Annotated in this window: 15 protein-coding genes; 10 read left to right on the top strand and 5 right to left on the bottom strand. The window is 64.3% G+C overall.

The features are described from left to right. Positions 1 to 279: 279 nt before the first annotated feature. The 3 genes from BE0216_RS06620 (at position 280) to BE0216_RS06610 (ending at position 4,414) form a co-directional block, all read left to right on the top strand. Positions 280 to 2,577 carry a KUP/HAK/KT family potassium transporter gene (locus tag BE0216_RS06620; protein ID WP_094635929.1) on the top strand — a complete coding sequence of 766 codons (2,298 nt, stop codon included), beginning with the start codon at positions 280 to 282 and terminating at the stop codon, positions 2,575 to 2,577. A gap of 232 nt (positions 2,578 to 2,809) precedes the next feature. Further along, complete coding sequence (locus BE0216_RS06615; RefSeq protein WP_094635930.1) at positions 2,810 to 3,679, top strand: class II glutamine amidotransferase; 870 nt, start codon at positions 2,810 to 2,812, stop codon at positions 3,677 to 3,679. A gap of 30 nt (positions 3,680 to 3,709) precedes the next feature. Continuing rightward, on the top strand, positions 3,710 to 4,414 hold the full coding sequence (locus BE0216_RS06610; RefSeq protein WP_094635931.1) for an HD domain-containing protein: 705 nt from the start codon (positions 3,710 to 3,712) through the stop codon (positions 4,412 to 4,414). 83 nt (positions 4,415 to 4,497) lie between these two features. Here BE0216_RS06610 and BE0216_RS06605 read toward each other — a convergent pair whose 3' ends face one another. Both BE0216_RS06605 and BE0216_RS06600 read right to left on the bottom strand, forming a co-directional pair. After that, positions 4,498 to 5,841, bottom strand: a complete 1,344-nt coding sequence (locus BE0216_RS06605; RefSeq protein ID WP_226805723.1) for an ATP-binding cassette domain-containing protein — start codon at positions 5,839 to 5,841, stop codon at positions 4,498 to 4,500. After that, positions 5,838 to 7,220 (bottom strand): ABC transporter permease, encoded by a 1,383-nt coding sequence (locus tag BE0216_RS06600; protein WP_094635932.1) that lies wholly within the window; start codon positions 7,218 to 7,220, stop codon positions 5,838 to 5,840. The genes BE0216_RS06605 and BE0216_RS06600 overlap by 4 nt, the downstream gene beginning before the upstream one ends. Positions 7,221 to 7,864: 644 nt before the next feature. Between BE0216_RS06600 and BE0216_RS06595 the strand changes: the two genes are divergently transcribed. The 7 genes from BE0216_RS06595 to BE0216_RS06565 all read left to right on the top strand — a co-directional run bounded on the left by BE0216_RS06595 (position 7,865) and on the right by BE0216_RS06565 (position 15,871). Then, the gene (locus tag BE0216_RS06595) at positions 7,865 to 9,601 is read left to right on the top strand and encodes an FTR1 family iron permease (protein ID WP_404801825.1); all 1,737 of its coding nucleotides are present in this window, start codon (positions 7,865 to 7,867) and stop codon (positions 9,599 to 9,601) included. Between the two features lie 53 nt (positions 9,602 to 9,654). After that, complete coding sequence (locus BE0216_RS06590) at positions 9,655 to 10,290, top strand: iron transporter (RefSeq protein WP_094635934.1); 636 nt, start codon at positions 9,655 to 9,657, stop codon at positions 10,288 to 10,290. A 272-nt stretch (positions 10,291 to 10,562) separates the two neighbouring features. Beyond that, complete coding sequence (locus tag BE0216_RS06585; RefSeq protein WP_094635935.1) at positions 10,563 to 11,834, top strand: Fe-S-containing protein; 1,272 nt, start codon at positions 10,563 to 10,565, stop codon at positions 11,832 to 11,834. A gap of 9 nt (positions 11,835 to 11,843) precedes the next feature. Next, positions 11,844 to 13,142: an ABC transporter permease gene (locus tag BE0216_RS06580; RefSeq protein ID WP_094635936.1), complete on the top strand. Its 1,299-nt coding sequence runs from the start codon at positions 11,844 to 11,846 to the stop codon at positions 13,140 to 13,142. Between the two features lie 98 nt (positions 13,143 to 13,240). Beyond that, positions 13,241 to 14,497, top strand: a complete 1,257-nt coding sequence (locus BE0216_RS06575) for an ABC transporter permease (protein ID WP_094635937.1) — start codon at positions 13,241 to 13,243, stop codon at positions 14,495 to 14,497. A gap of 2 nt (positions 14,498 to 14,499) precedes the next feature. Beyond that, entirely contained in the window at positions 14,500 to 15,300 is an 801-nt protein-coding gene (locus BE0216_RS06570; RefSeq protein WP_094635938.1) for an ABC transporter ATP-binding protein, read from the top strand. 10 nt (positions 15,301 to 15,310) lie between these two features. Beyond that, on the top strand, positions 15,311 to 15,871 hold the full coding sequence (locus BE0216_RS06565; protein ID WP_094635939.1) for an FMN-binding protein: 561 nt from the start codon (positions 15,311 to 15,313) through the stop codon (positions 15,869 to 15,871). 162 nt (positions 15,872 to 16,033) lie between these two features. Here BE0216_RS06565 and BE0216_RS06560 read toward each other — a convergent pair whose 3' ends face one another. The 3 genes from BE0216_RS06560 to BE0216_RS06550 all read right to left on the bottom strand — a co-directional run bounded on the left by BE0216_RS06560 (position 16,034) and on the right by BE0216_RS06550 (position 21,607). Beyond that, the gene (locus BE0216_RS06560) at positions 16,034 to 16,627 is read right to left on the bottom strand and encodes a TetR/AcrR family transcriptional regulator (RefSeq protein WP_094635940.1); all 594 of its coding nucleotides are present in this window, start codon (positions 16,625 to 16,627) and stop codon (positions 16,034 to 16,036) included. A gap of 67 nt (positions 16,628 to 16,694) precedes the next feature. Beyond that, a complete protein-coding gene (locus BE0216_RS06555; RefSeq protein WP_094635941.1) occupies positions 16,695 to 18,857 on the bottom strand; it encodes a YhgE/Pip domain-containing protein in 2,163 nt (720 codons plus the stop codon). Beyond that, entirely contained in the window at positions 18,854 to 21,607 is a 2,754-nt protein-coding gene (locus BE0216_RS06550; protein WP_094635942.1) for a YhgE/Pip domain-containing protein, read from the bottom strand. The genes BE0216_RS06555 and BE0216_RS06550 overlap by 4 nt, the downstream gene beginning before the upstream one ends. Positions 21,608 to 21,746: the final 139 nt, after the last annotated feature.

The following is a 21,746-nucleotide window of genomic DNA, read 5'->3' as shown; positions in this document are numbered from 1 at the left end:
GGGATGACGGGAAGTGCTTCGCTTCGCTCGGGATGACGGTGGAAAAGGCCGTGACCCGCTCGGGATGACGTCATTCTCGTCATTCCGAGCGAAGTCGAGGAATCCCACGCGATGCGGCTGGAACGGGAATGCTCTTTGGTCCGGTTTGCCTGCGGGGCGCGACAGGCTTATACTGGCGGCTTGTTTGTGAGAAGTTCGTCGGGATACTAACGTATTCCATAAGGGTTCACATCGAACCGTTCATGAGCGGAGTGGATCTCCGTCAATGGAGGATGCGGCATGGCGGAGTCAACGCATAATAATAAGTCGCGCGCAACAACCCGTGATGAGGAGGCCCTGCTCAGGGCCGACACCTTCACCAACGCGCCCAAAGTCTCCCGGCGCACGCTGACCCGGGAGGAGCGGGAGGAGCTCGCCAAGCAGCAGGAAGCCGAAAGCAAGGAGGCCGCGCGTCTCGCCAAAAGCCATACCCGCGGGCCTTTGGGCCGCTGGTGGGCCCGCCTGCAGTCCGGCCCCGACCGGTTCAGCTGGGGCATGGCCATCGTCGCGCTCGGCGTGGTCTACGGCGATATCGGCACCTCGCCGCTCTACACCGCGCAGACCTTCCTCTCCGGACAGGGCGGCATCGCGAACGCCGACCGTGAGGCCGTGCTCGGCATGCTGTCGCTGGTGTTCTGGTCGATCACGCTGATCACCACCGTCAAATACGTGCTGATCGCCATGCGCATCGACAACAACGGCGAAGGCGGCATCTTCGCGCTGTATTCGCTGATCCGCCGCCGCGGCGCGTGGCTGGTGATCCCCGCCATGCTGGGCGGCGCGGCCTTCCTCGCCGATTCGGTGCCCACCCCGGCCGTGTCGATCAGCTCCGCCGTCGAAGGCCTGGAGACGATTCCTCTGTTCGAGCCGCTGTTCGAGGAGAACACGTCGCTGACGCTGATGATCACCGTGGTCATCATCCTGCTGCTGTTCTCCATGCAGTCGCGCGGCACCGAACGCATCGGCAAGGTGTTCGGTTCCGTGGTGCTCGTATGGTTCTCCTTCCTCGCCATCGTCGGCCTGGTGAACCTGTCCAACGACTGGAGCGTGTTCGAGGCGCTCAACCCGGTGTACGGCGTCAAATTCCTGTTCAGCCCGCACAACGCCGCCGGCATCGCCCTGATGGGCACCGTGTTCCTCTCCACCACCGGCGCCGAGGCCCTCTACTCCGATATGGGACATGTGGGGCGCGGCAACATCTACTTCACCTGGCCGTTCATCAAGGTGGCGCTGGTGCTGTGCTACTTCGGCCAGGGCGCGTGGATCCTCAAGAACCAGAACAATCCGGCCTTCGCCGACACGCAGACGCTTAACCCGTTCTTCCAGATGATGAGCCCGAATGTGCGCTATCTGGCCGTCGTGCTGTCGGTCGCGGCCGGCGTCATCGCCAGCCAGGCGCTGATCACCGGCGCGTTCACCATGGTCTCCGAGGCCACGCGCCTCAACTGGATGCCGCATCTGCAGGTGCGCTATCCGGCCCGCACCCGCGGCCAGCTGTATATCCCCGTCGTCAACATCGTGCTGTGCGTGGCCACGTTGGCGGTGCTCGCCATCTTCAAGGATTCCGAGCATATCTCCGCCGCCTACGGTCTGGCGCTGACGATCACGATGATCACCACCACCGTGCTGCTGGGCGTCTACCTGTGGTATCAGGGCAAGCGCGTGTGGGCCGTGGTGTTCACCGTGGTGTTCCTGGCCATCCAGATGCTGTTCTTCGTGGCGTCCATGGCGAAGTTCCTGCACGGCGGCTGGTTCACCATCCTGCTCACGCTGGCGATCCTGTTCATCATGTACACGTGGAACGAGGGCACCAAGCTCGAGCGCGCCCAGCGCCGCCACATGCAGCCGAAGGACTTCCTGCCCGCGCTCGACAAGCTGCACGGCGATTTCCGCGTGCCCTACTTCGCGGACAATATCGTCTACCTGACCTCCGATTGCGAAATGAAGCGGCTCGACACCGACATCTTCTTCTCGATTTTCGCCGACCATCCCAAGCGCGCCCGCGCCTGGTGGGCGGTGAGCGTGGAGACCTCGGACGAACCGTTCACTCGCGAATACTCGGTGGAGGATTTCGGCACCAACTACGTGTTCCGCGTGCGCATCCGTCTGGGATTCAAGGTGTCGCAGTCGATTCCGGCCTACCTGCACCAGATCATGCACGACCTGTCGAAAACCGGCGAACTGCCCAAGCAGAAGTCCGTGTATCCGAAGGTGGACGCCGATCCGGGCATCGGCACGATTCGCTATGTGCTGATTCACAAGGCGCTGATGCCGGAATCGAAGGTCTCGCAGCGTGGCGCCCTGTCGCTGTCCGCGAAGTACGCGATCCGCCATGTGGCCGGCTCCCCGGTCAAATGGTTCGGCTTGGCGCCCTACAATCCGCTGGTGGAGGTGCAGCCGCTGTTCGTGAGCACGCGCAGGCCTCCGCGCCTCAAGCGCACCGATGTGGCGCATCCGGCGCCCACCCCGTCGGTCGACAAGGTCAGCGAGGCCGCGGCGGCCGCCGCCAAGAGCGGCGCGGACAAGCCGGCCGCATAGCGTTCGACACCCCCGGTATCGGGCTTCTTCAGTCCGATGCCGAGTTTGGTGTGTGGCTTTGCGGAGAGGCGCTCATGTAAAACGTTTGATTCGAAAGTTTGGTGTGCGAAATTCGCCCTGTTCGACGAACCCGGCACACCAAACTCGAATTCCGTTCTGTATGAGGCGGTTATAGGCAACGGTTATAACCGTTGCCGCACGTCGTAACCTAGGTGCGTTATGGTGAGCTGTTATGTGCAGATTACTGGGATACGCGACGGCCGGCGAGAACGCCAGTCTTTGCGATATCCTGGGCGACCGGCTCGTCTCGGACTTCCGCGAGCTTTCCGAAATCCATAACGACGGATGGGGTGTGGCGCAGGTCGTCAGCCCCGCCGAACGCGCCGACGCCGCCGATGGCGGCGCGCCCACGCCCGAAACGAACACCAAACTGTACAAATCGACCGTCCCCGCGCGCCACGACAGCACGTTCGCGACCCTGTCCGGCGAGCCCGCGCGCGGCGCTTTATGGCATCTGCGGCTCGCCAGCTCGAATCTGCCTCTGATTATGGAGAACCAGCAGCCGTTCTTCGCCAACGGACTGAGCTTCATCCACAACGGCGACATCTCCGACTCGCACGGCCGCAACATCACCACCAACCGCACGTATCCGGTGAGCCAACCCGTGTTCCTCTCCACCGGCGGGCGCAGCGACTCCGCGATTTTCTTCGCCGTGATCCTCGAATACATCGGCTTCGGCTTCGCCCTCGACGAGGCCGTTTCGCAGGCGGTGCGCGAACTGCGGCAGGCGTACCCGCGCTCCAGCTACAACTGCATGATCCAAAGCAACGACCAGTTCATCGCCTTGTGCGCGGCCGGTCGCGAACGCACCAGCGCGCGTATCGTGGAGGTCTACGAGGAGTACGGCCGCGGCGAGCAGGCGCACGACTACCGCGTGATGCGCTATCGCGCGTTGCGCGACGAGCGGGGGCGTGGAACCGGCGTGGTGGTGACGTCGTCCGGATACGAGCAGCCGGCCGAAGAGGGCTGGAATGTGTTGGAGAACGATCAGATGATCGTGGCCTCCAACCGCGACGGCACCTTCCACCTGCGTTCCATCTGATTCGCGCGGCAGACGGCCTACAATGTGGGCATGGATGGATTCGTGCCTACATTGGAGCAAGTCGACGAGCTGCATAGGAAGATCGCGCCTTCCGAGGCGGCCTATGAGCTGGTGCATACCCACTGCGTGATCGTGGCCCGAATCGCCTGCCAGCTGGCGCGCCGGCGCAACGCGCTGTTCGTGCGCCAATGCACGCTGCCCCAAGGCGAGGCGGTGCCGCCGACCGACGGCGTGACGGGCGGCACGACGCCGCCGCGTCTGTTGGACGAGCGTCTGACGATGATCGGCGGCCTGCTGCATGACATCGGCACCTATCGCGTGTTGAAGCACGACGGCACGGACGGCGAGGAGCTTAAGTTCAGCAAAAAACGCTATATCCTGCACGGTCTGCTGGGCTACGAATACCTGATCGGCGAGGGCGTGAGCGAGGAGATCGCCCAGTTCGCGCGCAACCACACGGGTGTGGGACTCACGCGCGAGGATGTGGAACGCCAGGGCCTGCCGCTGCCGCCCGATGACTACGTGCCGATGAACCTCGAGCAGGAGGCGGTGATGGTGGCCGACAAATACCACAGCAAGTCGGTGCCGCCCAAATTCCTTTCCGTGGACGCCTACACGGACCGCGCCGCGCGTTTCGGCGAGGAGAACAAACGCCGCTGGCTTGACGCCGTCGAACAATACGGCGTGCCGGATATTCCCGCGCTGGCCGCCGAATACGGCATGCGCATGATCTGAAGTCCGCCCGTCGGATATGCGAACGCCCGGTCCGTGATGTCGGGCCGGGCGTTCGATGGTATGGGATGGCCGCTGGCGCGCCGTCAGACGCGGATGATCTGGTCGGCGGTGTCGGCGACCTCCTGGTCGGTGGTGACGATGATCACGCAATGCTTCGGATCGCCACTGTGCGCCAGTTTGGCCAGCGCCTTCAGCACCGTCACGGCTTCGTCATCATTCAGTCCGCGGGTCGGTTCGTCGAGGATCAGCACCTGCGCTTCGGTGCTGATGGCGCGGGCGATGGCGACCAGACGCTGCTGCACCGTCGGCAGCGTGCCGACAGCCACGCCGGTGACGGCTTCGTCGAAGCCGACCAGATCCAGCAGCTCGCGGGCGATCACCGGCTTGGGCTTGAGGAAGTTGCGGTTCGAGGCCTCCATCGCGTACAGCACGTTGCGTTCGGCGTCGAGATCCGGGCGCACGGCGTAGCGTTGCGGCACCAGACCGAGGCGGTGGCCGCGCAATTCGATGGGCTCCAGCTCCTGCAGGTTCGCGCTTTTGTTCATCACCATGCCGGATGTCGGCAGCGTCATGCCGCTCATCAGCCCCATCAGCGCGACGCGCTTGGCGTCGGTGGGGATATCCATATCCTCGTCGCCGACCGGCATGAGGGCGTAGGTATGGCCCGCATGGCAGGCGAAATCCAACTCGCTGAAGATGTCGACCTTGCCTTTGGCGCCGGCCAGCGTCACCTTGTTGAAGGAGAAGGTGGGGTACGACTTGAGCAGGATCGCGTTCTCGTTGTTGCTGATGATCTCGCGGTCGATGCGTGAGGCGAGCGAGGTGGCCGGTTCGGCGGCCGCGGCATGGTCGACGGGATGGCCGTCGACGGTTTCCTCGGCGGCGTCGGCGTCCTGTTGCGCCAGCTTCAGCGTCTCGTCGACATGGCGGGCGTTGCCTGCGGTGATCTCCGCCGAGGAGCTGCGCGGCACGGCGAAATCCTCATCGGTCGCGGTGTCGTCGGCATCCGCCTCCCCATCGGCGTCCGCCTCCGCTTCCGCGGCGATATCGGCCGGGATGGAGAAGTCGTCGGTGAGGCCAAGCGCGTCAAGACCGTCGGTGGGTTCCGGCTCGTCGAAGGCGACGAGGTCCTCGTCCGCATCCTCGTCGAACACGATGCTGAACTCGACCGACGCGGGCTCCTCGGCGGGTTCGTCGTCGCCGCTTTCGTCGCCGGCGGTCGCCTCGGATTCGTCCGTGGCGTTGCCATCCTCGGAATCCTCGCCTGTTGCGGCGGGCTCGTTGACGGATTCGTCCACGGCCTCGCCGCTGGTGTCCGTTTCCGCGGCCTCAACGGCTTGGGACGTCGCGGTGTCTTCGGCTTCGGTCTCGCTCTTCAGGGTCTCGTCCATCGCGTTCTCCTCGTTCATCGCGTCGTTCTCGCTCATGCCTGGGCCTCCGTATCGGCATCGTTGTCATGGGTGGTGGAATCGGTGGCGGCGGGGGTTTCCGCGGCGAACAACTGCGGCGTCGTGAACGCCACGGTGCGCAGCGCGGTCACGATGGCGATCGCCAGAACGGCGCCCAACCCGATCCACACGGAATGCCAGACCAGGCTGGAGTCGACCGGCGTCTCATACGACACCAGGGCGGAGCCGACCGGCTTGGCGAGGAATCCGCCTGCCAGTATGCCGACGGCCAGCGCGGGCAATGCGGTGATGAACACCTCAAGCATGAACTGCCATCCCAGCCGTCCGCGGGTCACGCCGGAGGCCAGGGCCATGCCGATCTCATCGCGGCGGGAGCGGGCGCACACACCCGCCAGCGCCAATGCCAGCACAACCACGCCACCGGCCACAGCCAGAACGATGCCCACCACGCGGGCGGTGGAGGCGGCGCTCGACAGCGGGGCGATCGAAGCGTCGTAAGCCTCCAGCGAAGGCGAGGACACCTCGTAGCCGTCCAGCTCGCCGGAGTCCTGCACCGCGGTGACGAAGGAATCGTACGAATCGGCGGTGCCGGGGTTGAACAGCACGTCGAGGTCGGGGACGGCCCAGCCGCTCACATCGTCGCTGGAGGTCGGATCCAGGCCGGCGTTGGAGAAGGCAGGGTAGTTCGTGTAGATCGCGTTCTCGCGGTTGCGCGCTGCGGTCACCGGATTGTCGACGTCGGAGTCGGCCACGTATTCGTAGATGCCGCGCACGGTGAGCTCATAGGTGGTCTCGGCGTCGGTCGCGGTGGCCACTTCGAAGGTGTCGCCGACCTCCAGACCGTTCTCGTCGGCGAAGGCCTGCGAGATCAGCGCGCCGGTGACGTCCGTGGTGCTGGTGCTGTAGTTCAGGTGCTTGCCTTCGATCACCTTGTAGCGGCCCATGTCGTTGGCGTGCGCCGCGTCCAGCGTGTAGAACGCGCGCCAGATCAGCGCGCCGCCGGTGGTGTCGTCGTCCTCGCCGTCGATGCTGCCGCCGGACAGGGCGGTGATGCCCTCCGTGGCGCGCACCGGAACGGTTTCGGTGACGGTGAAGTCGTAGCTGAGCCCCGCGTTCTGGGCCGCGGTGGCGTAGGTGGTGTAGTCGCTCCAGGTCAGATACTGTTCCGTGGACGAGGAATCGGTCGGGGAGACCTTCTTCCACGTGGCCGCGGTCGGGCGGATGGAGGCGTTGGCGGTCTGCTCGGCGCGGGTGGAACCGGTGGCTTCGGTGTTCGCCTGCACGATTGCGGCTGCCGTCATGGTGCCGAAAACGACCACCAGAACAATGGCTACGGTCACGGCGGAGCGCCCTTTATGGCGCATCAACGCCGACCAGGCGTTGCTGAGGACGAACATGCGATACTTCTCCAGTTCTCGTGCGGCGGCGACTCCGCCGCCAGCGGTCAGGACTACGCCACCACTATGGTCGCGCTTTGTGTGCGTTTTCTTGTTCGTTACTGTTATACCTCTCAGCAAAACCTGAACGCTTCCTGAAAGCCGGGGTCGTATGGGGCAAGACGCGGCCGTGCTGAGCCGTGTCTTGACCGTGACTCCGGCCGTGACTCGGCCGTGGCGTGGCCATGGGGCCGGGCAGCCATGGAGCCGGGCGGCCCGCGTAAATCCGATCGCTGAGATCAAGTCAGTGGCGCAAATTACGGAACTCCGCCGTTTGCCGCGTAAATGACGTCGCTGACTGCCGATCAGTGGCGCATATTACGGAGGTCGGCCGGATTTCGCGTAATTTCGCTCGCCGGCTCTGTCCACAATGCGGAACATCGCTCGGGTGTGACCACAATAAGAGACGTTTCGCCGGCGGCCACCGGCGGCCCGGTGGCGTCGAAGGCGCGATACTGTGCTTTTTCGCAGTCGAAAACGGCGTCTTATACACCAAGAACATCGGAAAAACAAGACTGTTGTTCGAGAATTTTTTTCTCTATCGTGATGCTTTGGATTTCCCAAAGACGCACCCTGATGAGAGAGGAACAGGCATGTCTGCACGCATGGCGACGGCATCCCGCGGCACCGGCCGCGCGACGGCGAAGCTGGGCGCATGGTTGGCGCTGCTCGTGGCGGCGCTGATGATGGCCGCGATGATGGCACCGGTTACGGCCCATGCGGATGAGGACGATGCCGACTACGATTCGTGGAGCGCCATCGCCGACGCGATCGACGAGCGTCTGGCCGAAGGCGCGCAGACCTATCAGGACGGCGACCGCGCCGGAGCGGCGGCCGACTTCAGCGCCGCGCTCAACGCCATCTACGTCGCCTCCAATTTCGCGACCGTGACCAACGACACCATCGGCGCGGAGACCTACCAATCGCAGACCCAGCAGTTCAGATCCATCCAGCAGCTGGCCTACAAGCAGGGCTCCGAAGCCGAGATCGAGACGCAGACCGCCGCGCTGAGCGCCGAACTCGACGCCACCGCCGCCACACTCGACGCCAACGCCGACCTCGCCGCCCCGCGCGACTACGCCAAGGCTCGCGAGGAGAAGACCAAGGCCGAGCGTGAGGTGCTCGACGCCAACAAGGTGAACAAGAACACCGGCCGCGGCGACCGCTCGTGGAGCGATGTGGCCGCCGAAATGGTCGAAATCCTCGACCAGGCGCTCGAGGACTCCAAAACCGACGGCACCAAGGGTTCGGACGGCGTGAACAACGCCTACTACCAGTACTACGAGAAGCTCGGCTTCGAGAAGAACGTGATGAACGCCATCGGCGGCGACCGCGTCTCCAAGGTGGAAAGCACCTTCAAGAACGCGCGCAAGGCCATGGTCAAGGGCGAGGACGCCACCCAATACATCGAAGAGCTCAGCGCCATGCTCGTCGAGGACGGCGCCGAACTCGACGGCGGCGCGGGCGATAACGTGAGCGGCTTCACCAAGTGGGTCACCAGCTCCATCGGACAGGCCTTCCTGATCCTCGTGCGCGAGGGACTCGAGGCGCTGCTCGTCGTGGCCGCCATCATCGCCTATCTGGTGAAATCCGGCAACAAGCGCTTCACCAAGTGGATCTACCTCGGCGTGGTCGTGGGTCTGATCGGCTCGGGCATCGTCGCCGTGGTCTTCATGCTGCTGTTCGGCGGCTCCGGTCCGGTGCAGGAGACCATGGAGGGCGTGTGCGCGCTTATCGCCATGTGCATGCTGCTGTGGACCAGCAACTGGATGCTCAACAAGTCCAGCGTCGAGGCATGGAACCGGTACATCCGCACCAAAACCGAATCCGCGGTCGCCGCGGCGAACACCACCGTGGGCGCCGCCGAGAAGACCACGCTGGGCACGGTGGTCTCGCTCGCCATGCTGAGCTTCCTCGCCGTGTTCCGCGAGGGCGCCGAAACCGTGATCTTCTACCAGTCGATCTATTCGATGACCCAGGATTCGCAGGGCATGTGGATCGGCGGCATCGCCGCGGCCGTGGTGCTGGTGATCGTGTTCGTGATCATCCGCTTCACCTCCGTGAGGATTCCGATCGGCCCGTTCTTCCTCGTCACCAGCATCCTGATGTCCATTCTGGTCGTCATCTTCGCCGGCGGCGGCGTGCATTCGCTGATCGAAGGCGATGTGCTGAGCGGCATCTACCTCGAAGGCGTGCCCACCAACGATTGGCTCGGCTTCTACCCGTACGTCGAAACCCTGGTGGCCCAGGCGCTGGCGGCCGTCGCCGTGATCGCCCTGTTCGTGGTCGGATTCGTCAAACAGCGCAGGGCCAAGGCCGCGCTGGACAAGACCGCCGCGTAGCCCCAAAAAAGTTTTTCCCTAGTCAAACCACAGGAAAAGAAAAGAGAAACATCATGTTGAAGAACAAGAAGCTCGCCGCTCTGCTCGGCGTTCTGCTCGCCGGTTCGATGGCCTTCTCGCTGTCCGCCTGCGGCAACACCGACACCACGTCGGACGCCACCGCCGACGCCGACACCTCCGCCACCACGGAGGACACCACGGATACGGCCGACGACGCCGGCTTCGAGGAGATCCCGATCGGCACCGATCAGGAGGTCGGCGTGCTGAACGTGGCCGCCGTGTACTTCCAGCCGGTGGATATGGAACCGGCCGGCATGGGTCTGTCCGCCGCCGAGTCCAACCTGCATCTCGAGGCCGACATCCACGCCCTGGCCGACAACAACCTGGGCTACGGCGAAGGCGACTTCATCCCGAAGCTCACCGTGGACTACACCATCGCCAACAAGTCCGACGGTTCCGTGGTGCAGGAAGGCACCTTCATGGAGATGAACGCCTCCGACGGCCCGCACTACGGCGCGAACATCGCGCTCGACCAGGACGGCGAGTACACGCTGACCTTCACCATCCACTCCCCGGAGGAGAACGGCTGGCTGCTGCACGTCGACAAGGAGACCGGCGTGACCGGCAGCTTCTGGACCGAGCCGCTCGAAGCCACCTTCGACTGGGATTACACGGTTCATCAGTGGTGAGACAGTCCAGTGGACTGTCTCAAGCAGCGAGCAGCGGTAGCGTTGCGAGCGTCGCAGGGTCGTTTGAAATCCGAATAATAGAGAGCCCAGTGGGCTCTCTATCGGATTTCAAGCGCGCCACAATTTCGGCGCGCAACAATTCTCAGATAATGAGAAAGCTACGGATAGTGGAAAGTGAGTAACCTTCCACATAGGGCACTTCACGTCCGAATGCGTGAAGTGCCCATCACCGTACTTAAGGGTTATCCACGATAGCCGACCGAAGGAGACAAATGCTGGGGCAATATGTGCAGGCGCTGCCGGGAATGCTCGGCCCGTGTCTGCTGGTGATGTGCATGAGCGTGCTCCTCACCGTGGGCGAGGGGCGTGACAGGCCCGTCAGCGCGCATTGGCGTCTGGCCGGCCTGCTGGTCGGTCTGACGGGCGCGATCATATTCGCCGCGCTACGTGCGACGGCCGTGGTCGACCGCCGCTCCACGGTGAACCTGCCGACGCTGATCGGCTGCGTCATCCTCGACGTGCTGATGATCGCCGTCGTGCTCTCCGCCCGCAAACTCACCCGTGATTGGCACCGCCACGCGTTCGCCCTGCACGCGGCCAATGCCGTGGCGGGCTTGGGCATCGCGTTCACCACGTTCTACATCACGCCTGATGTGATCCTGCAGCTGACCAACTTCGTGGAGCCGGACGAATCGCCCTTCACCTCCGAAATGTTGCTGCGCGCGCTCGGCTTCGCGCTCGGCATCGGCACCGCCGTCGTCACGGCGGCGATCTTCCGCACCATGCGGTCCACCGCCGTGCGCTGGTCCTTCACCCTCGCGGCCCTGCTGGTGGTGGTGCTGAACCTGATCCACCATCTGACCGAGCTGTTCGCGCTGATGATGAACATGCTCATCCTCGTGCTGCACGGCCCCGCCTTCCGCACGCTGATCCTGTTCCACAACCACACCACGCAGCTGACCATCGCACAGGCGCTGGTGTTCCTCATCCCCGCCGCGGCCTCCGTGGTGGCGGGCTTCCGCATGCCGAAAACGGGCGCGAACGAGGCCATCGCCCGCTCGCATATCGCCTTCAAACGCCGTGCCAAGGCGGCGGCCGCATGGAGTCTGGTCGCGATGGTCGCCGTCACCGTCTCGCTCACCTGGGGCGTGTACGAGAACAACAAGGAGCCCGAACTCTCCGAACCGGAGCCTTATTCGCTTCAAGACGGCGTGGCCACCATCACCTTCGACCAGGTGAGCGACGGCCATCTGCACCGCTTCGAATACACGGCCGAAGACGGCACCGTGATGCGCTTCATCATCATCAAGAAGAACGGCGGCGCGTACGGCATCGGCCTCGACGCCTGCGAAACCTGCGGCGACGCGGGCTACTACGAGCAGGACGGCAAAATCATCTGCAAGCGCTGCGACGTGGCCATCAACCTCGCGACCATCGGATTCAAGGGCGGCTGCAACCCGGTGCCCTTCGACTACACGGTGGGCGACGGGGAAATCACCATCCAAACCGCCGACCTCGACGCCCTGTCGGCGCATTTCCAGTAAGGAGCCGCGATGTTCTTCCTGAGAATGATATTCCGCTCCTTCAGCAGGCAGCTGCGCCGCCGTCTGCTCATCGCCGTGACCGTGTGCCTGTCGGCCACCGTCTCCGTGGCGATGCTCGGCGTGGTGTTCGACGTGGGCGACAAGCTCAACGCCGAACTGTCCACCTACGGTTCGAACATCACCGTGCAGCCCAAATCCGACGCGGTGATCTCCGACCTGTACTCCACCGAATCCGGCCAAAGCGAGGCCGACCCGACCTCCTTCCTCAACGAGTCGGACGCGGTGAAGATCAAAACCATCTTCTGGGCGTTCAACATCACCAACTTCGCGCCGCAGCTCAACATCCACGCCTCGATCGGCGAGACCAGCGTGCCCGTCGTCGGCACATGGTTCAACAAAAGCCTGCAATTGGAAACCGGCGAAACCACCGTGGCGGGCGTCGAAGGCATGCGCTCGTGGTGGACCGTCGAAGGCGAATGGCCCGAAGACGACACCGCGCAGGCCATGATGGGCAAGGAACTCGCCGAACAGCTGGGCGTGGGCGTGGGCGATACGATCACCCTGACCAAGCAGACCTCCTCCGGGAACACCCGCACGCAGGAGCTTGAGATCGTCGGCGTCTACGATTCCGGCGACGAGGAGAACGGTTCGCTGTACATGGCCTCCTCGGTGGCGCAGGTGCTCGCCGACCTGCCCGATAAGGTCGATATGATCGAGGTCAAGGCCCTGACCACGCCCGAGAACGATCTGGCCCGCCGTGCCGCGAAGAATCCGGCCGCGCTCAGCCAGGAGGATTGGGAGACGTGGTATTGCACCGCCTACGCCTCGTCCATCGCCTACCAGATCGAAGAGGTGATTCCGGGCGCCGTGGCCAAGCAGGTGCGCCAGGTCGCCTCCCTGCAGGGCGACGTGCTCACCAAAACGCGTGCGGTGATGATCGTGATGACCGCGCTGAGCCTGCTCGCCGCCGCCATCGCCGTCGCGAACCTCATGGCCGCCTCGATCGGCGAACGTTCGGCCGAACTGGCGCTGCTCAAGGCCATCGGCGCGACCGACGGCGCGGTGATCCGCCTGATGCTGATGGAGACCGCCGTGATTTCACTGGCCGGCGCATTGGTCGGCGCGGGATTGGGATCGGCCGTCGCGCAGCTGATCGGGCAGGTGGTGTTCGGCTCGGGCATCACCATGCGGCCGATGGTGTTCGTGCTCGTGTTCGTACTGCTCACGTTGACGATTCTGCTCGCGTCGGTTTCGTCGATGCGAGCGATATTGAGGGTGCGTCCTGCAGAGGTGTTGCATGGACGTTAAGACCCGTTCGTTAATCTCGACCGCGGCTGCGGTCTCGGTCACGAACAGTCCACTGGACTGTTCGTCCGTCGAAGTATTGCATGGTAGGTGAGTTTGGTATGCAAGTCTCGACTGATTTTTCCAATCGCAGGATGTTCTTCACGATGCTGTTCGGCGCGGTGTTCCGCCGCCGTTCGCGCGCGTTGATGGCGGTGGTCGCCTCGCTGGTGGGCGCGGCGACCCTGTTCTGCCTGGCGGCGATCTGCCTGACCGTGCCGCAGCAGATGAGCGAGGAGATGCGCTCGTATGGCGCGAACCTCATCGTCACCTCGCAGTCCGGTCTGGACGACGAGACCGTGCAGGCCATCGAGAACGACGTGAATGATGTCGCCGAAGCACGCGCCGCCACCTACCGTTACGAGACGGTGCGCATCAACTCCGCACCCTACGTGCTCGCCGGCATCGATGTGAGCGAGGTGCAGGCGCTGAACCGCCACTGGAACGTGGACGGCTCATGGCCCACCGAAGGCAATGTGCTGGTCGGCACCGACATCGCCGAGGCGATGGGCTTGGAGATCGGCTCCACCATCACCATCGGCTACCGCGACACTGACAACACCGACAATTCCGCCAGCTCCGACAGCGCGACGGACGGCGACGCGGATTCCGACGCCTCGTCCGACTCGGTCTCCGGGCAGATGCGCGACGGCCGCGTCTCCACCGACATCCTCGAAACCGACGGCGTGGACTACCGCGTCGCCGGCATCCTCGACACCGGCGGCAGCGAGGACGAGATCGTCTACGCCGTCGCCTCGGATGTCGCCGCGCTCGCCGGCGAACGTGGACCGGATGTGATCGAATTCTCGTCCAGCGCCAGCGACGATCAGTTGGGCGCGCTGGTCTCCGCGTTGAACGACGATGCCGAACTCGGCGTCTCCGCGCAGCAGGTCACCAAAATGACCGCCTCCAACCAGCGCATCATCGCCATGCTGCAAACCCTGTTCTGGATCGTCTCGCTGGTGGTGCTGGTGCTCACCCTCGTCGGCGTCTCCACCACCATGTCGTCCATCGTCTCGCAGCGGCGCAATGAGATCGGCCTGCGCAAAGCGCTCGGCGCCTCGTCGGCGTCGGTGGCCACGGAGTTCTTCGTGGAATCCGCGCTGTACGGTTTGATCGGCGGCCTGATCGGCATGGGATTGGGCTACGCGCTCGCCCGCGTGCTGTGCGAGAACGTTTTCGAACGCACGCTGGCGTTCAACGGCCTGCTCGGCGTGGCCTCGGTGCTGCTGAGCATGCTGCTCGCCATCGTCGCCTCCATCTTCCCGGTGCGCCGCGCCACCCGCATCGACCCCGCCGTCGTCCTAAGAGAGGAATAATCATGCTGCTTGAACTGGATCATATTTCGAAGATCTACGGCGACCTGCACGCGGTCGACGACCTGACGCTCACCGTGCCCGCCGGCCAGTGGCTCGCCATCGTCGGCTCGTCGGGCTCCGGCAAAACCACGCTGATGAACATGATCGGCTGCATGGACACTCCCTCCAAGGGCTCCGTAAGCCTCGAAGGCCGCAGGCTGGAGGATCTCAACGCCGCCCAGCTGGCCGACGTGCGCAAGAACATGATTGGCTTGGTGTTCCAGAAGTTCTATCTCGTGCCGCATCTGACGGCCGTGGAGAACGTGATGGTCGCGCAGTACTACCATTCCGTCGTCAACCAACAGCAGGCGCTGGAGGCGTTGGACCGTGTGGGGTTGAAGGACCGCGCGCATCACCTGCCCGGCCAGCTCTCCGGCGGCGAGCAGCAGCGCGTGTGCATCGCCCGCGCGCTGATCAACTGCCCCAAGCTCATCCTCGCCGACGAGCCCACCGGCAACCTCGACGAGAAGAACGAGCGGATCGTGCTCGACCTGTTCCGCCAGCTGCACGAGCAGGGCACCACGATTATCGTGGTGACGCATGACGCGCTGGTCGCCAGCTGCGCCGACCGTGAGATCATGCTCAACCACGGCGTGCTTGTGGGCGAACAGTGGAACAACGAGGCCGCTCGTGAGGCCTACGAGGCTGCCGGCGGCAAGCCCGCCTTTACCGGTTCGACCGCCGAAGGCGCGCAGCGCGACGGCGATGCCCCGGTCGCCTTCGCGAATCCCACCAAGGCGGCGAAGACGGGCGATCTGGAATAAGGTGGAAGCTATGAACGACGAGAAGGAACTGAATCCGAAATCCACCGTGCGCGCGGCGACGTTCGCCGCCGCCTCGCTGGTGGTGGCCGGCGCGCTGCTGGCCGGCTGCGGCGAGCCGACGGCCACGCCGATGGACGACGAGTATGCGGGCAATTCCGGAGAGACCGCCGAATCCCAGGCTCAGGAATCGAACGGTTCGTCGGACTCGGATTCAGACTCGAGTGACGCGGACGGCTCCGACTCCTCGTCCGAGGAGAAGCAGGACACCGGCGTCTACGCCGACGGCACCTATTCGGTCAACGGCCAGTACGGCCCGATCGGCGAGGACACCATCGACGTGCACGTCACCATCACGGACGGCGCCATCGACAATGTGGAGATCGTCGGCCACCCGTTCACCACCATCTCCCAGAACCATCAGGATGCCTTCGCCGAGGCCATCAACGGCGTGGTGGACGGCAAGCCGCTCAAAGACCTCGAGGTCGACACGGTGGCCGGCGCCAGCTGGACCACCGACGCCTTCAACGAGGCGCTGAAGGTCGTGCGTCAGGAGGCGTCGGTCAGCCAGTAGCGGCGGATTCCGGCGGAATCCCGGACCGCGGGTGCGCCCGCGAGAGTCCCGGTGCGTCCGCGAGGGCCCCGGTGCGCTCGTGAAGGTTACGGTGTACTCGCGAAGGCCCGGGTGCATTCGCGAAGGTCTTGGCACGCCCGTGAAGGCCGGCGGCCCGTCGGTCTACGCTGCGATGCTGGGCCAGACGAGCGCGCTGATATTGGCGCCCCAGGCGTCGTCGACCTTGCCGTGCAGGGTTTCGCAGGCGATCATCGAGCCCACGATCGTGCCGAACAGAAAATCCACATCGATGCCGTGCCGCAACGCGCCCTCCTGCTCGCCCCGGCGCACATACTCGCTCAACCGCGCCTTGGCCGGCATCACCACCTGGTCGAGGATGCCCTGGAAGAACTCGCCGTCGCTGGAAAGCACGATACCGACGGCCTTGATGCCGATGCCGGAATCGAAGCGGCGCACCACCTGACTCATCATCCGTGCGAAATCGGCCTGCGTCGCCTTGAACTCGCCCGGATCCTGCAGTCCGTCGAGCTGCCAGGAGCGCACCTGGCCGAGCAGATCGTCGGCGTTGCGGTAACGGCGGTAGATGGTGGTTTTCGCAACGCCGCTCACGCGCGCCACCTCCTCGATGGTCACGCCGCCGATGCCTTTCGATGTGGCGATCTGCAGCGTGGCCTGCACGATTTTGCGGTCGGTGGCCTCGCGCGTGCGTTCGCAACGCGGCGAAGGCGGCGCCGGTGTGGGGTGCGTTGTGGTCATTTTCTCTTCTCTCCTTGCGTATGCTTTGCGCGGCCGCGTCTCGCCGTCGAGACGCGAGCAGCCGGCGCTATCCGATGAGCTTGGTGCGTTCCAACTGTTCGGAGATCCAACGGTTCAGCCCAGTGAGCGGCTTGCGCAGCACCAGTCCGAGCAGCAGGAACGGCAGCGAGAACGCCAGCAGGATGCCGATCTCAACCCAGAAGTCGTTCTGGTAGATGCCCGCGATCGCCGCGCGCATGGCGCGTATGGCATGCGTGATGGGCAGGAACGGGCTGATCACCTGCATGAAGTCGGGCAGCACCTGGATGGGGTAGGATCCGGCCGAACCGGACACCTGGAACACCAGCAGCAGCATGCCGATCGCCTTGCCGATATTGCCGAAGCTCACCACCAGCGTGTACATGATGAACGCGAACAGCAGTCCGCCCACCCAGCCGGAGAGCATGAACAGCAGCGGATGCACGGCCTGCACGCGCAGGAACAGCAGGCTGCCCGCGCAGCTGACCGTGCTCTGCAGCAGCGAGATGACGGCGAACACGCCGAAACGCCCCAGGAACAGCTGGTTGGGGCTCGGGTCTCCCAACTCTTCGCGGCGGCGGCGCGAGACGGTGGTTTTGACGGAGAGCAGAATAAGGATGGAGGCCGTCCACAACGGGATGAAGGTGTAGTACGGCGTCATCGACGAGCCGAAGTTCTCCACCGGATACACGGCCTTGCGTGTGAGCGTGACCGGCGCCGCCAGCGAGGCGGCCAGCGTCTCCGTGTCGTCGCCGAGCACTTCGCGTACCTGGCTCATATCGCCGCTGTTCAGCGCCTGCGACAGGTTCGTGTTGAAATCCGCCAGTTTGCCGCCGGCCGTACGCAGTTGGGAGGCGGTGCTGTCGAGGATTTCACGCATGTCGGCCAGTTGGCTTTCCGCGGACGAGGCGGTGTCGTCGAGCTGCTCCAGGGTTTGCGTGAGCTGGGAGGCGTCGTCGGCGAGCAGCGACGAGGCGTCGGATACCGTGGTGGACAGTTGGCTGATCTGCGGGGCGATGCTGTCGTTGAAATCCTGCTTGGCCGATCCGATGGAGTCGGTGGCTTGGGTGATGAGCTGTTGGACCTGTTCGCGCTGGGCCGCCGTGTCCGAGGCGCTGGACTCGACCTGGTCCGCCGCGCCATCCAAGGCGGTGCTCAGGGAGTTGAGCTGATCGATGGCGCGCGTGATGGCCTGCGCGGCGGTGGAATCCGCGTATCCGGCGTTCTGCAGCGCGGTGAGGATGGACTGGTAGGACTGGGCCTGCGTGGCGACGGTATCGGCCTGCGAGCGCAGGGCCTGCGCTGCGGTGGAGGCGTTGTCGGCCGCGTCGTCGAACAGCGCGTCGATGCTGTTGGAGACGGAGTTTAGGCTGTCGGCGCTGGCTTCGAGCGAGGATGTGACGGTGCTGGCGCTGCCGTCGAGCGCGTCGGCCACGCTGGTGATGCCTTGTTTGGCGTCGGACAGTTGCTCGTGCGTGTCGGTGGCGGCCTGGGAGGTCTGTTCGAGCAGTGTGGCGGAGCTGTCCAGCAAATCGTCCGCGGAGTCGACCAGCGTGCCGATGGTGTCGAGGGTGTCGGCCGCGCCGGTTAGTTGGGTGGCGAAATCGGAGATGTTGGTGTTGAACCGTGCGAGCATGGTCTGCGCGTCGGGGTCGCTGAGCTGGTCGGCGAGCGACGAGATGATGTCCAGCGCGGTGCTGGTCATGGTCTGCGCGAAGGTCGTGTTGATCTCGTTGGCCACCTCGTCGGCGCCCTGCCCGGTGATGTTCGCCGACAGCGCGCTTTTCTTCTCGTTGCGCAGGTAGGTGAGTTGCGCGTGCTCGACATCGTCGGAGAAGAAGGTCATCATATCGGCGCTGAAGGTTTTCGGAATGATGATGGCCGCGTAGTATTCGCCGGATTTGGTGCCTTCGATGGCCTCGCTTTTCGTGGTGAAGGTCCAGTCGAGCTGGCTGTTGGCGCGCAGGGCGTTGACCACTTGGTCGCCGACGGAGATTTTGACGGGGATGAGGTCGGATTGGTAGCCTTCGTCGGTGTTGGCCACGGCGAATTTCATATTCTTCACGTTGTCGAAGGGATCCCAGCTGGCCGCGATGTTGAACCAGGCGAACAGGCTGGGGATGGCCACCAGTCCGATCACGATGATGACGGAGACGACGTTGCTGGTGATGCGCCTGACGTCGCCGACGAAAAGCCTCCACATCGCCTTCATGCGTCACTCCTTTCGGTACGTTCGGTGTATTGTTCCTGTTTGTCTTCGGCCCCATCCTGGGCGGAACGGGCCTCTTTTTCCTCGTCATCCTGAGCGGAGGCGAAGCCGGAGTCGAAGGATCTCTCCTGCGAGGATTCCTCGACTCCGCCCTCCGGGCTCCGCTCGGAATGACGGGTGGTGGAGTCGTGTTGCGCGCCTCGCATGGAGCGCGCGGCGGCCGCACGTCGGCTGGTCCGTGTGCTGCGTCGCCGTTGCGCGAGGGTGGCGCGGATCTCGTCGTCGCTTAGGTTTCCGAGGGCCACCTGCCGCCGCATGCTGTCGTGCATGAATTCGATGATCATGAGGAACAGGATGATGATCAGCACCCATACCGCCCAGGTGCCCAACACCACCAGTTTCGCACCGGTGGTCAGGGAGAAGGTGATGGCCAGGATGCCGGGGACCACGAATCCCACGATCAGCGCGCCGTGCTTGAGCCGGGGATACAGGGTGGTGAACCGGGCCGCCCGCGCCTCGATGGCCGTGCGGTACTCGTCATGGTCGGCCAGGGCCTGCACGATCTGCGAGATGCGGTACTCGTGGCCTTTAAGCAGCGTCGGTTCGCCGTTGAGGATGTCGCTTTCGGCGATCTCGCGCGCGAACAGACGGTTGAGGTTCGCCAGCAGCGGCCGCACGTACAGTCCCACGGCGAACGCGAGCACCGCGAACAGCAGCAGCTTCGCTAAGCTGGCCACCCATGTGGCACCGTAGAATCCGGCGATGGTTTCACGGAACGCGTCGATCGCGTAGGTGAAGGGGAAGAAGGGATGCAGGTTGCGGAAGAAGTCGGGCATCATCTCGATGGGGTACATGCCGCCCGCGCCGGGGATCTGCACGATGATCATCACCATGATCAGCGCCTTGCCCACGTGCTGGAATGTTGCGGCGAGCATGTAGGCGACGGAGATGTACACCAGCGAGGCGATGACGCCGGTGAGGATGAAGGCGGCGGCGTTCACCGTCTGCACGCCGATGATCAGGTCGCCCACGGTGGCGATCACCCCCTGAGCGGCGGCGACGATCGCCAGCAGCGCCCATCGGCCCATATACGCCTGCGTGACGGTCAGGTCCTCGATGCCGTCGTCGTCGCTTTCCAGCCGGATCAGCGCCACCAGCATGAACGCGCCGGCCCACAAGGCCAGATTGGTGAACAGCGGCGCCATGCCGGAGCCGTAGGAATTCACCGGATAGACGGTTTTGGTGTCGAGCACGGTGGGGGAGAGCATGAAATCGGCGATGGCGTTGACGTCCAAATCGCCGTCGCCTCCGAAGAGTTCGGACAGCAGGCTGGAGGTGGACAGCGCGCTGATGTCGGTGATGGTGGTGCTCAGCCGCGTTTCGAGCCCGGCGATCGAGGAATCGGCGTCGGCCAGCGCCTCACGTGCGTTGGCCACGGCCTCGTCCACCTGGTCGAGGATGAGGTCGGCCTGATCGAGCAGCGTCGATTGACTGGCGATCTGCCCGCTGAGCGTGCCGGCGGTGCCGCCGAGCGTGGTCAGTCCGGTGCTGAGCTGCGGCAGCGCGCCGTCCATGAGGGTGCGGCGCGCGGTCTGCGCGTTGGATAGGACGGTTTGCGTGGACGAATTGAGATTGGTCGCCAGGTCGCCGGTGTCGGTGGCGGTCTGCTCGAGCGACGCGTTCAGCGCGGAAAGCGAGTCGATGGCCTCGCCGGTGCGCGTGTTCGCCTCGCGCAGCTGGTTCGTCACGTCGGAATTTTCGGGCAGTAGCGTCTCCAGATCGTCGATGGTCTGGTCGAGACGGTCGTTGATGTCTTGCAGGGTGGCCAGAGCTCCGCCCACATGCCCGTTGGCGGTGGTGATATTGCCGGCGAGCGTGGACACCGCGCCCGTGGTCTGCGTGGTGGCTTGCGAGAGCAGGCTGTTGCCTTGGTCGAGCGCCGACGAGGACGAGGAGATGAATCCGTTGAGCGAGGTTTGCGTCGAGGCGATGAGTCCGGAGACGGTGTTCAGGCTTTGGCTGGCGTCGCTGCCGAGCTGGCGTGCGGATTGCAGCGCCTGTTTGGCGTTTTGGATGTCGTCGGGAGTGTCGCTGGCCTGTTCGTCGAATGTGGCGATGGAATCGCGCACCTTGCCGAGATTGTCCAGCACCGTGCGCAGCGTGGACACCGTGTTCGAACTGGCCTCGTCGGCCGAGGCGGAGGCCTGGTCGCTGGCGTCGTTCAGCGCTTGGGTGACGACCTCGCTGACGGTGGAGACGAACGCGGAGTTCACCTGTTGGTCCACGGTGTTGGCTGCGGAATCGGTGACTTTGGGGGCGATGGGGCTGGTTTTCTCGTTGACGTAGTATTCGAGTTCCGGCCGTTCGCCGTCCCCGCTGAACAGCGAGGCCAGACGTTCGCTGAAATCCTCGGGGATGATGATGGCGGCGTAGCTGTCGCCGGAGCGCACGTCGTCCATGGCCTGATCGGCGTTGGTGAACCGCCAGCCGATGTCGTGGTTCTCTTTCAGCTGGTCGACGATCTGGCTGCCGAGGTCGACTTCGCCAAGGGTTTCGGTGGTTGATCCTTGGTCGTTGTTGGCCACCGAGATCTGCAGACTGGCGGTGTTGCCGTATGGATCCCAGAATCCGATGATGTTGACCCACGCGTAGAACGACGGCAGCACGGACAGGCCGAGGATGATCACCCACGCGGTGGGCACCTTGAGCAGGCGCAGGATATCGCGTTTGAGTATGGCGAGGATATTGCCCACGGATTCCCCCTGATCGACGTGTTCGCTACGATATGCGTAGCGATACGTTTGCCGTAGCGCTACGCCTCCAGTAGCGTACACCACCCCGCCGCCATTTGCATTCTTCAAGGTTCGCCATTTGCTTTTTTCAAGGTCTGGT

It is taken from the genome of Bifidobacterium eulemuris (assembly GCF_014898155.1).
GTDB lineage: Bacteria > Actinomycetota > Actinomycetes > Actinomycetales > Bifidobacteriaceae > Bifidobacterium > Bifidobacterium eulemuris.
The sequence above is the reverse complement of the archived record's forward strand: the minus strand, read 5'-3'. Positions and strand labels throughout refer to the sequence as shown.